The 12363-nt window shown below is 38.3% G+C and carries 10 protein-coding genes; 6 read left to right on the top strand and 4 right to left on the bottom strand.

What is annotated here, in order from left to right; translation table 11 throughout:
• The first annotated feature begins 7 nt into the window (after positions 1-7).
• Genes ABMA72_RS12985 through smpB form a run of 5 tightly spaced genes read left to right on the top strand, consistent with a single transcriptional unit; the run spans position 8 to position 4722 of the window.
• Complete coding sequence (locus ABMA72_RS12985; RefSeq protein WP_392858935.1) at positions 8-946, top strand: calcium/sodium antiporter; 939 nt, start codon at positions 8-10, stop codon at positions 944-946.
• Between the two features lie 51 nt (positions 947-997).
• A complete protein-coding gene (locus tag ABMA72_RS12990) occupies positions 998-2332 on the top strand; it encodes an HD domain-containing phosphohydrolase (protein WP_393057413.1) in 1335 nt (444 codons plus the stop codon).
• 45 nt (positions 2333-2377) lie between these two features.
• On the top strand, positions 2378-3460 hold the full coding sequence (tsaD, locus tag ABMA72_RS12995) for a tRNA (adenosine(37)-N6)-threonylcarbamoyltransferase complex transferase subunit TsaD (RefSeq protein WP_393057415.1): 1083 nt from the start codon (positions 2378-2380) through the stop codon (positions 3458-3460).
• 2 nt (positions 3461-3462) lie between these two features.
• Complete coding sequence (rsmA, locus tag ABMA72_RS13000) at positions 3463-4269, top strand: 16S rRNA (adenine(1518)-N(6)/adenine(1519)-N(6))-dimethyltransferase RsmA (protein ID WP_392858942.1); 807 nt, start codon at positions 3463-3465, stop codon at positions 4267-4269.
• 3 nt (positions 4270-4272) lie between these two features.
• Complete coding sequence (gene smpB, locus ABMA72_RS13005; RefSeq protein ID WP_393057417.1) at positions 4273-4722, top strand: SsrA-binding protein SmpB; 450 nt, start codon at positions 4273-4275, stop codon at positions 4720-4722.
• Between the two features lie 24 nt (positions 4723-4746).
• On the opposite strand, the gene ABMA72_RS13010 is transcribed toward smpB, so the two are convergent.
• From ABMA72_RS13010 to pal, 4 genes are read right to left on the bottom strand one after another with little or no spacing between them, the layout of a single operon-like run.
• The gene (locus tag ABMA72_RS13010; protein ID WP_392858947.1) at positions 4747-6351 is read right to left on the bottom strand and encodes a multiheme c-type cytochrome; all 1605 of its coding nucleotides are present in this window, start codon (positions 6349-6351) and stop codon (positions 4747-4749) included.
• Positions 6352-6363: 12 nt separating this feature from the next.
• A complete protein-coding gene (locus ABMA72_RS13015; protein WP_392858949.1) occupies positions 6364-7149 on the bottom strand; it encodes a tetratricopeptide repeat protein in 786 nt (261 codons plus the stop codon).
• A 24-nt stretch (positions 7150-7173) separates the two neighbouring features.
• A complete protein-coding gene (locus ABMA72_RS13020; RefSeq protein WP_040314832.1) occupies positions 7174-7485 on the bottom strand; it encodes a DUF4398 domain-containing protein in 312 nt (103 codons plus the stop codon).
• Between the two features lie 10 nt (positions 7486-7495).
• Entirely contained in the window at positions 7496-7987 is a 492-nt protein-coding gene (pal, locus tag ABMA72_RS13025; protein WP_392858951.1) for a peptidoglycan-associated lipoprotein Pal, read from the bottom strand.
• Positions 7988-8507: 520 nt separating this feature from the next.
• Here pal and ABMA72_RS13030 point away from each other — a divergent pair.
• Complete coding sequence (locus ABMA72_RS13030; protein ID WP_393057419.1) at positions 8508-12185, top strand: hypothetical protein; 3678 nt, start codon at positions 8508-8510, stop codon at positions 12183-12185.
• Positions 12186-12363 lie beyond the last annotated feature (178 nt).

The raw sequence follows: 12363 nt of genomic DNA on the forward strand, positions 1-12363 counted from the left end.
ATAAAATATGGTTTTACAAGTTGTGTTATTAATTCTTGCTATTGTTATGCTTTACTACGGTGCGGAGTTTGCTCTGGAGTCCGCGGAAAAGATTGGATTGGCCCTTGGATTATCACCACTTGTTATTGGCCTTCTCATTGTTGGTTTCGGAACATCTCTTCCAGAGTTCTTTGTTTCTCAGCTGGCAAGTTATCGCGGTGAGCCGGGGATTGCTCTGGGAAATATCGTGGGCTCAAATATTGCAAATCTCTTTCTGATTCTTGGTGTGTCGGGACTTATGGGGCGCCTTTTCATCTCTGGACAAGAGATTAAGAAACAACTTCTACTGCATCTAGCGCTTACGGCCATTCTTGCAATTGTTCTTTTACAAGACCAGGTTTACTGGTGGGGAAGTGCACTACTTATTGGTTTTATGGCCTTCTATCTATGGGACACATTCGCTTCAATGAAAAAGGAACGTGCTCACCTTGGAGACCAGAAACAGCCTCAAAGTCAGGAAGAGAAAATTGGGCCAAAAGAAATCATTCATCTCTTTGCTGGGTTCGCTCTTTTATATGGTGGGGGAGAGTTACTTGTTAAGAGTGGAACAGCTGTCGCTCTAGAATTTGGAATTTCAAATTATGTTATTTCGGCCATCTTTGTTGCCTTTGGAACTTCATTTCCTGAACTTGTTACGGCCATCATGACAAGCAAGAAGGGGAAGAACTCGGATATCATCACAGGAAATATTATCGGTTCAAATATTTTCAATGCGGCCTTCGTTCTAGGAAGTTTAGCATTTTACAAAATCAAAATTGCAGAAAATTTCATACCTGAGATGTCTGCTCTGATATTTGCGGCCCTATTCTTACTTGCACTTTGTTTTGCAAAAAGGTCCTTCTACCGCATTGCTGGTGCTGTCTTTTTAAGTTGCTATATCGCCATGGTTTTATACTGGGTTCGTTAAAGCACAAAGTTCCTTCTAGTTTCTAAGCATGGAAGTGTTAAAATATCCTCTATGAGTTTTAACGTACTAGTGGCCGAACCAGATTTTGAACTTAGTGATATTTATGTCTTGGGAATCGAGAATGCTTTCCAGGGTGTGAATGTTGTTCGTGTTTCTAATTTTAAGGAATTAAAGGCAAAGCTTCAGTCATCTAAAGATTTCAAGCTAATCGTTTCAGATTATTTCCGAGAAGGGGATGAGGATATCTTCTCTTTTTGTGATGCTATCGATTGCAATATTCCATCTCTTATTATCACTTCATATACTGAAGCAGAATTTGTAAATTTTGAAAGAGATGTAACTTATCACAAGAAAAGAGAGCATCTGCCAAAGCCATTTTCATTTGTTAAATTTGAAAAGCTCTTAACACAACTTGGTGGGATCTCGACTTTTGTTCAGTCTAGTAGTGCTTATAAGAAGATCAATACTGAATACTTCCTTAGGGGAACACTGGCCATCTGTGATACTTACGTAAAACTTAGTGATTCAAAATTCGTAAAGGTTATTCACCGCGGGGATACATTTACAATTTCTCAAATTGAAAGCTATCTGGATCGCGATATTAATTACCTCTATATCAACAAAGACGATATTGATGAGTATGTGAATAAAGCAGGAGAGGTTTCATTCTTAAAGTATGATCCTTCCACTCCAGCTGAACACTTAGATATTGCTCAGAAGTCAATGATGACTCTTAAGCGTCTTGTTGGCCGCTATGGAATTAGCACTGGAACATCGACTGTTGTCGATAGCTATGTTTCAAATATTTCAAAACTTGCGCAGGGAAGTCTTAAGCTTAAAACTCTTTTAAAAGAGCGCGAGAGTATGACTAATTATCTCTATGACCACTGCTATCTGACGAGCCTCTTTGGGGTTGAGATCTTAAAGCAGCTAGCATGGGGAAAGAAGGATAATATTGAAACCATTATCCGCACCTCTGTTTTTCACGATCTTCTTCTTGAAGATGAGGCGCTGGCCCGTATTTCTTCTCAAGAAGAACTACTTAAGGCCGAGCTTTCTGATTATGATAAGAACGTCGTTCTAGGGCATGGGCGCTTAATGAGTGAGATGCTTGAGAAAGAAGGGCTAACTGATCAGAATATGTATGAGATTCTAATCAATCACCATGAAAGGCCGGATGGTTCAGGATTTCCTCGTGGACTTTATGCCAATCAGATCAAGCCATTAACGGCCGTCTTTATTGTTGCTCATGAACTTGCTAAGCAGATTGAGCTTCGCAATTACAACCTCGACGAAAGCCGTACTATTTATCAGTACTTAGCGGATAATTTCGGACGCGATCACTTTGAAAAAATCATCAAAATTGTCGATAAAATCTTAAAATAATGATAGGGTGCATCTTATTATTTACTCGTAAGATCGGAATATTTCGTGGGCACTAAATATATTTTAGGTATTGAAACAAGTTGTGATGACACATCAGTTGCAGTTCTCAAGGGAGATCCAGATAAGATTTCTCAAGGAGAGGTTCCTGAAGTGTTGGCCTTTGAGCTATTTTCTCAAGAGCAGATGCTTGCCCAATGGGGTGGAGTTGTTCCTGAGATTGCCTCGCGAAATCACCTCGAAAAGCTAGCTCCTCTTATCAAGCAGACAATTGCTAAGGCCGGTGTGAAGCTTTCAGATATCGATCTTGTTGGCGTGACAACTTTTCCAGGACTTCTTGGGCCACTTTTAACGGGACTTAATGCTGCTAAGACAATTTCTCTTTTAAAGAAAGTTGACCTCTTTGCAGTAAACCACCTCTTTGCTCACCTTGAAGCAATTCATCTTACAGAGAAAGTCTCATATCCATACTTAGGACTTTTAGTCAGTGGGGGACATAGTCTCTACACACTTGTGACAGCAAGTGATGAGATTGAAGTTCTTGGCTCGACGATTGATGATGCCGCAGGTGAAGCCTATGACAAGGGTGGAAAGCTTATGGGCCTTGGATATCCAGCTGGCCGTATTATTGATGACCTTGCCAAAGAAGGTGATATCAATCGCTTTGAATTCCCAATTGGTTTAAAGGGATCAAAAGATTGTAACCTTAGCTTTTCAGGGGTGAAGACGTCTTTAAGAACGTTCCTTGATAAGAATCCTCAGTATCTTGTGAAGTCACCAGAAGATATCAATCAGGATACCAAAGATATTTGTGCTTCTTACCAGCACGCCATTGTTTCAGCTCTTAAGCTTAAGCTTCGCTACGCCCTTGAGGCCGCAAAAGAGAAAGGATTTAATAACCTTCCAATTGTTGTTGGTGGTGGAGTTGCTTGTAATAGCTATCTGAGACAAGTTTTAAAAGAAAAGTATAAGCAAGTGCATTTTGTGCAGCCTAAATTCTGTACTGATAACGGTGCCATGATCGCAAATTATGCTTTTAGAAATTATAATAGTCGTATTCAATATCCAGACACACTAAGTATCGATGCGAGATCACGTTTTATTAATAAGAAAGAACATAGGAAGGCCTAATCATGGATGAGTCAAAAACAAAACTACCTTGGGCCAATAAAGATCTCGGTCAGCACTTTTTAAATAATCAAAATATTATTTCAAAAATTACAGACGACTTTGCTGAGTCTGCAGGCAATATTATTGAAGTCGGGCCAGGTCCGGGAATTCTGACAAAGAATTTAGCTGCTCATAATGAAAACCTTCATGTGGTTGAAAAAGATGAGCGCATGATTGAATATCTAGCGCCAATTGTTAAGGCCGAAAATATTAATTTTACAGATGCCTTAGCATTTGATTTTGAAGCCTTTATCGGTGAAAAGGGGCTAGGGGATAGGACATGGCTTGTTTCAAACCTGCCATATAATATTTCAACTCCACTACTTCTTAAGTTCTTACAGACTCCATCTATTAAGTATATGACGCTGATGTTTCAAAAAGAAGTGGCAGATAAGGTCTTTGCCTTCGCTTCAAAGAAGAATTTCATGGGCTCACTAATGGCCTTATCACAAACATATTTTAAGACATCTCTGCTTGTTAAAGCGCCTCCTGGTGCCTTTACTCCTCCGCCAAAGGTTGACTCAGCTGTTATTAGTTTTGAACGCCTGGAGAGTCCAGTGATCCCTCTTTCTGAGTTTACGAAGTTTGAGAAATTCTTAAGAGCAGTCTTTCAATTTAAGAGAAAGCAGCTTGGTAAGGTTCTTAAGACCTATGCTCCTGCGGATAAGATTGAACAGGCCTTGGCCAAAATCAATCAGCCTTTGACAGTTAGAGCAGAAGCGCTAAAATTAGAGGACCTTCAAAATTTATATAAGTATTTAAATGAGTAAATTATGGGAAAGAAAATAATAGCCAAAAATAAGAGAGCGAAGTTCGACTATCAATTACTTGAACTTTACGAAGCAGGAATGTCCTTAGTGGGAACTGAGGTTAAGTCTCTACGTGCGGGAAAGGTCTCGATTGGTGAGGCCCATATTACAATTGATAAGAACGGCGAAGTTTGGGCCAATAATATCAAAATTCCTGAGTATGAATTTGGAAATCAATTCAATCACGAAGAGGCGAGAAAGAGAAAGCTACTCTTACATGAAAAAGAGATTGCTGAGATCGCTCACCGTGCAAAGGCCGAAAGGCTTACGATTGTTCCAACTATCATCTATTTTAAAGGCTCACGTGTTAAGCTTGAAATCGCCCTAGTAAAAGGGAAGAAGCTTCATGATAAGAGATCTGATCAGCAGAAAAAAGATGTGGAAAGAAAGTTAAGAAAAGGGGACTATCAGTAAGAACTGAGGCCCCCTTATAAATTTTTAGTGTGTCATTTTTTGATACATTTTATCGAAGTACTCGTCATTTACTCCAGAATAAATTCCATCGCGATCTTTCTTATACCACTCAGGTGATTGGTCACTTGTGTGACAACCAAGACACTTATTCTTAATCGCGGCCTTTGTATGGGCCTTCTTTTGAGTCTCGTCTTCAATAGCAAATGGGTGATCTGTAACCATAGCGTGACAATTAAGACACTGTACATTGGCAAATGAATGCTCCACATTGTGTTTCTCATTGGCCTTATCCCATGCAACGCGAATTGATTTAATCTTCTTAGAATCAAGCTTACGAACAGAAGTCACACCACTAAAGGCCTTTGTTACATCCTGCCAGTACTTGTCTTTGTGGGCCTTAAATTTTGCATCACTTGTTTTTAAGTCTTTAAAGTGCACAATATCGTTGTGGTTGATATAACCACCTTCTTCATTCATTCCAAGAGAGTGGCACTGCATACAGCTTGTTTTATTCTCTTCCTTGGCAATCATAAGCGTTCCAAAAGAAATCGCGTGAGGAGTCTTTGCCCAGTGATCACCTTGATCAGAGTGACACTCAAGACAACTCTTAGTATCTGAAAGCTTCTTGATTCCAGTGTCAGCAAAGCTTAGGCTCTTTTGTTCCTGGTCACGAATCTTATCAAGCTCTTGCTTGTGGTTATTAATAAAAGTTGTGAATGGATTATTTGGGATCTTTTCTCCTAATTGCTCGCGCATCTCATGGTAAGAAAATTCCTTTTCTAGCTTTTCAGGCCCTGCAGAGAAGGCGACTTCACCAAGGTAGTGATTCTTAGAAAGAACTTGAACGATTTGAGTTGTTCCAACATCAATTGAGTAATTAGTGAAGCTTTGTGAGTGAGAGCCAATGATCCAGTCAATAACCGGATATGCTTCAGCAAACTTCTTATCATAATCAAGTCCAGCGTGAGACATAAGAACAAGTTTATGAAGAGGATTCTTTTCATCAAAGCCTGCTTCTTTAAGCTTCGCTATTGTGTCCTTAAAGTTTTTAACTGGGTTAACAAATAGGTCTCTGTATTCAGATTGTAGGGTTCCCCCGGCAACGATTCCTGTTAGAAAGATTGTGCTCTTTCCAAAAGTAATCTTAGCAAACTCTTGGTGGGGTAGTGAGTTTTTATCAGCAAGGTTTGAAACGAGGACTTTAAAACTAACTTGAGAAAGAACTTCTTTGTAGAAGTCGAGTCCTGCTGCTAAGTCCTGATCACCTGGGATTGTATACTTTAGACCAAGTTTATCTAATCCCTTTGCCAGCGAGACCGCTGCAAATTTTTGAGACTTTTCAATATGTCCTGGGACAACAGATGAAGGAAAGAGCATATCACCTGTGTCGATATAGAGGTATTGATGATCCTTTTTAAATTCACTCATAAAGCCCGCTACTTGAGGAAGACCTCCGAGAGGGAATTGGCGACAGCCACATGGATGAGTTTCACCAGAGATTGAGTGAGAAAAGAGGATCGAAAACTTCGGTCCTTCAATCTTTATCTCTTCACTATCACGATCTAAGTCAATAATACTTTGGCAAGAAAGAGCAAAGGTTAAGCCTAGGAGTCCTAAAATTCGTTTCATTATTTACATACCTTATTTTTTGTAACTAGCTAATAGCTTCTTAGCAGTAGGGACGTGGCGACTTTTTGGAAATGACTTAAGCATCTCTTCAAGAGTCACAATGGCCTGTTCTGTTTGCCCTTGTCTCTTAAACGTTCTTGCTAGATAGACTAGTCCGTTACCGTTGTAAGCAGAGCTTGGCATTGATGTATAAAGAGTCGAGAAGTATGTGACAGCATCGTCATTTCTCTTTTGGATATAAGAAATCATTCCCAGATTGTGAATGATACGCCCACGTCTTTTTCCTTTGATTTTACCTTCTTTAAAAAGCTTTTCTAGGATTGGACGAGCTTCACTGTATTTACCTTTTCCATAAAGGAACATGGCCTGATTATAAGGTGAGCGATTCTTTGCTTTTGCTAATTCTTTTCGCTTACTTTCTTTTTTTTTTAACAGTGCCAGCACTTCTTTGATGAATTTATCTTGTTCTTCAATCTTAGCAGTAAGCTTTGTTACTTCGTCAGTAAGAGCAGTGTTTTGTTCTTCAAGTTTTAGAAGTTTTTGATCAACAGTTTCAAGCTTTTGATCTTTTCCATTAGTGTACTCTTCAAGTTGTCCTTGGAATTGGAGAACACTATCTTGCAGCTCCTGCATCTTTGAAACAGAGTCAGCGTTTAGTTTTTGATTCTGTTGCATTTGCACAGACATGGTATTGATTTTTTGTTCGCGCTCAATTTGTTCTTGTGTTTTACAAGACGTCATAGAAGCACCCATTAATGTAGTTAATGTAATCGTAGTAAGTAGGGAAGTTTTCTTCATGAGAAATTCTCCGAATAAGATATATTAAATGCTATCGAGAGTTTTCTTACGATATGCCTTGAATTCGGCCTTTTCTGAGAATTGCTTAGAAAGAATGGCGTACTTCTTAGCTTTATTAAAGAATTTTCTCTTGTAGCTTGATTTCGCTTTTAAGTAGTAGAATTCGGCCTTTCGGTAGAGGTTAGGGGCGAGTGTTTGTCCGCCAGCTTCCTTGGCCGCAAGGAAAGCAACCTGTGCATAAGTCATTTCTAACTTCGGGCGTACGGTCGTAAGACCGCAGCTACCCAAAGATAGAAGTAAAATTAAAAATGTGATTTTATTTTTTAATTTTTTCATTTTTTAAAGATTACTTTGCAATAATTACGAAGTTTCCTCTTCTGTTTTGTGACCAAGAATCTTCATTGTGACCAAATGAAATTGGTCTTTCTTTCCCGTAAGAAGTCGTTGAGATTCTTGAAGCATCAACACCAAGAGCTACTAGGTAGTTCTTAATTGCACGTGCACGGTTTTCACCAAGTGCCATGTTGTACTCACGTCCACCTCTTTCATCGGCGTGACCTTCTACTTGTACTTCAACAGAAGTATTTTCTTTTAAGAAGTCAGCGTTTGCTTCAAGAGTTGACTTTGTTGATGAGCTAAGTCCTGAAGAGTTGAATGCGAAATAAACAGTTCTTAGATTACCTGCTTTACCAGAGTCTGAGTCACCATTTACTTCAAGTGAAGCATTGTTGTAATCAACAGATTCTACAGAAGATGAATCATCAGTTTTTGATGATGAACCACATGAAGTCATAACTAGTGCAGAACCTAAAAGTAATAGTGTAAAAAGCTTTTTCATTTGTTCCCCCTTTCCATTTATGTAGAGATTTTATTGTAATCTGGAAAATAGCTATACCTTTAAAGTATATAATAAATTTAGGTGTTTAGATACCGGCAGAAAAGGAGATTTCACTAGAGTATTTTGCTCGGTTTATTAAAAACCCATACTTGATTGTGTTTCTTTTATTAAAACGTCCATTTTTCAAAACAAGAAAATTTTCTAATATCTGCCAAGTATTTAAGTAAAGAAAAGGTAAAGTTTGAGAAGAGCTATTTACAATGTGAATCAGTCAAAATAATGTTTATTTGAGGTTATTGAAAAGTCCTTATCTTGTGTGTAAAAGCCTGGCCGCCGTCTTTTCCTGTCTCTGCTTAAGTTGCGGCCAGGCATTTTTTCAATCCTCAAAATTTAAATTAAATCTCAAGTTGCTTTAATACTCCTCACAAATTTTAGACGCAAATGAGACTGTTGGTTATACCAATGGGCTTTTTTTTGTGCATTAAGTTAGTCTTTTGATCTTTAAGAAGAAGGGGAGAATATGAGTTCAATCGGAATTAGTAAAAAATTAGTTATTTTATCACTTATGGCCGTTGCTTCACATGCAACATTACCGGATGAGATCGATTATCAGAAGTATTCAAAGCTTTATGATAATTCAAAAACTCAAAGTCAATCAGCAAAATTCAAAGTTGAAGAGCTTAAATCTGAAATCTTAAAGATGACAGAGATGCTTGAAGTAAACACTCATGATCTTGAGTTAACGAAGAAGATCGTTGCTGATGCTACTGCTATGATCGATGAGTTAAGCGGAGAGAGTGAAATTCTTGAAGTTAACTTAAGTGAATTAGTTAGAGAGCAGGGGCAGGTTGAAGAAATCTTAGCTTCTGTTAAGAAAGAGCTTAGTGAAGGTAGAGTTATCATTAATAATAATGAGGCCATGCTAACATCTTTAAAGAAGAGTGTTGAAGTTGAGCAATCAATTTTAAAAGAAACACTGGCCGAGCTAGAGGCCAATACAGCTCTTAGCAAAGAGAATAAGGATAAGCTTATTTCTCTAAAGGCAAGAGTGACACTCTTAAGCAAACAAACTGAAAATAAAGCAGTTGAAGTAAAGAGCCTAACGAAAGATTATAGCAGTGTTTTAAAGAAAGTATCTGCTAATAAGAAAAAGCTCGATCTAGTGGCCCCAAAAGTGAGACCTTTAGAATTAGAAATGGAAAAGCTTGATACTTTTATTGTAAGAAAGAGAGAAATCTTTCGTGCAGCAAAGCTAAGAGCTGAAGATATCAATATTGAATATAATGAGCAAACAAGCTCAATTCGTCCTTTACTGAGAAAGAGAGATACAATTCTTTCTAATATCAGTGTCGAAAAGAAAGAATATGCAAAATCACATGTTGCACTAATTAAGTACCAAGAAGTGATGGATTCATTAAAAGTTGAATCAAGTGCATATAAAGCTGAGATGGAAAGAATCGACGCTGATCAAACAATCAAAAAACATGAATTAGAAAAAATCGAAATCGACTTACTACAATTGGGAGATGATCAAGCCTCTCAAAGAAAGGATCTTTTAGCCAAGAAGCTTGAAGTAGAAGGTGAGATTAAGATTTTAGATGATGAGCATGATGTTATTAAGAGAAAGCTCTCAGTTGTTGAATATAAGCTTAAAGATGGTGGATTAAAATTAATGCACCTTGAGAAGCAATATGAAAGTGCTGAGAAGAAACTTAGATATCAAGAGTCTCTTCTTGTTGCAGTTGATGAGAGGATCATTAGAGCTGCTCCAAGATTTAAGCAGCTTGAAGCTTCTTTAGCAGAAGCAAAGCTTGAGCTAAAGCGCTCGCAAGATGATCTTGGTGCCTCGATTACAGAATACGAAGAGGTAAAGCATCAGCTTAGACTTGTGAATGGAGAGATTGAAGTCCTAAATGAAGAGAGAGACGCCCTTAGAAAGAAAGAGCTTCTTGCTAAAGATAAGCTAAGAGTTGCTCAAGTGTCTCTTAAAGAATTAAAAGATGACCATCTTAAGACTCAAAATTTATTAGTTGAAACTGAAGTGAACTCTGGCAAGCTTGCAAGAAATCACACGACTCTTGAAGCAAAACGTGACCTACAACAGAAGAAGGTTTCAGGTATCAATGACAAAATCTTTGAAACTCAAAAAATGTCTGAAGATGCACATAAGAGAAATGAAGAGTTAAACGTTATTGTATCGACTAAAGAGAAGAGAAAGTCTGAGCTTGTTGATGAAATCGTGACAACTCGTTCTCGTCTTAGAACGAATACTGCTGCCATCGTTGAAAATCAAGCTGAGTTAAAAGCTGGTCAAGAATTTGTTGAAAAACTTGAAAAAGAAAATGCTGAGCTTACGCTTAGAAAAACGAATACAGAAGACACTCTCGTTATTTCTGAAGCAAGAGCTAATGAGTTAGAGCAAACAACTCAGGATGCTCGTATTCAGTATGAGACTCGTCAAAACCTATACAATGAATATGTGAGTGAATCAAAAGTTCTCGGACAAGTTGATGCAATCACTGATGGTGCAAGTATCGGTTCAGAAACAGCATCTGCTGATGCATTGGCCGATGCTAATAAGTATGGTGGCATGAATGGGCAAAATGTTGGTGAGCTTGATAGCTACCTTATTGGTCTAGGGGAAGGTCTAGAACAAGGGAAGACTGATGGTTATAACCAAGGTGTGAACTCTCAAGAAGATTATGATCTTGGCCATCATGAAGGTTATGCAATCGGACTACAGAACGCTAAGAAAGTTGCTATGGAAGAAGATTTTCATGCGGCCTTTACGGAAGCAAAAGAATTAAAGATGTCTGTTCTTCCAAGTAATCATGTGGTTCTGACAAATAAGGTTCAAGAAAGAGAATTCTTTATGGGGTCTTCTGAGATGCCTTATCTTGCAGGTCTTGATGAAGATAGCACTGCTAATGATGACCACTCAGATCACGTACCTTTTGATCTAGGTGATTCAAAAGAAACATATGAAGAAGAGATTGTTCGTATTGAAAATGAAATTGAGGCCCTAATAAGCAATACTGAAGAGATTAAGGGAAGTGCAGAATATGTTTACACAGCACCGACTGAGATTACTGAAGGGAAGGCGAAGCTTCGTTGTCAAAAAGTTTACAAAGAAGTCGAAGAACTAAGAACAATTTGTGAAGAGTCTTATCATGAAATTTATGACCAAGAATTCTTAGCTTCACACCGTAAGGTTTACTTTGAAGAGTATGATCAACTATTTGTTGATGCTAGAGAAGAAGCGAGAACAAATGATCATCCAGAGACTCATAAGCAAGGTCTTGATCGTGGTCACCGTTATGGATTTGGTGATGCAATGGTTGAAGGTCAAAGAGTTGCATTTGAAAATGGAAAGAAAGATGGTGCACTTCTAGCTGAAGAGGAAAATCTTGGAGAACTTCGTGAGCAAATGGCAATTGAAGGGAAAATGAAAGGTGAGGCCTTGTTCCAAGAGCAGGCCGTTGTCAGAGTTGATAAATCAAGAGGAGCTATCTTAACAAGTGGTGATCCTAGAGGACTTGCTCAAGATAGTAATTTTGGAGTTGGGCTTGGCCTTGTTAACTTCGGAATGATGGCAAGTGAGAAGGGTGTTATCTCTGCTAAGGTTATCTCAACAAGTGATAACGTTGAAGTCTTTGACAAGAAGGTGAATCTAGCAGAACTTCCTGCTGAAACAAAGATTGATCTAAAAGACGTTATCTTTGCAAAGATTGCCAATAATGCGAGACCTGGCTCTATTGTAACGATGGATATTGAGCTTACTTATCCAGGTGACAGCCTGAAGGATAAGTACACAGAGGTGACGACGTTTACATCAGTTGTTCTGCCTAATCCAGATATCAGATATGCAGTTGCCTTTGATGAGACTGTTGAATATGGAAAGTGTTGGCTAGTTTGTAAGTATAAATCGCACGATATTAAGTTCCAACTTAAGGGGATTCGCGACAATATTCCTGGTGAGTTTGATGTAAAACTAGAAGTTCTAGAAGGCGGTAAGTACCTTGAATTAAACGAGACAGCTGCAAAAATGCCAGTTCCAGGCCAAGGGAAAATTGAATCAGGTAAGTTCACTTACAAGTTTAAAGAGAAGGCCGGTGGAAAAGAGTTAAAATTCAAAATGGATGTCCTCTATAAGGGGAGCGTACTGCATACCAAAGTTTTCAATGTTAAAGTGAAGTAATGTCAAAAGGGCCCACTTAGTAAATAGGTGGGCCTTTTTGGCCTTTAAATCTTGTAAATATTTCAAATCATAATGTCATTTTCTGATAAAAACTTACAATCGCCTCAATAAATTAATTTCTTTTTGAAGCACTCTCAACATTCTCAAAAGGGAATTATAAAACACTTCTTATCAAAGT

The organism is Halobacteriovorax sp. CON-3 (genome assembly GCF_043196995.1).
GTDB lineage: Bacteria > Bdellovibrionota > Bacteriovoracia > Bacteriovoracales > Bacteriovoracaceae > Halobacteriovorax_A.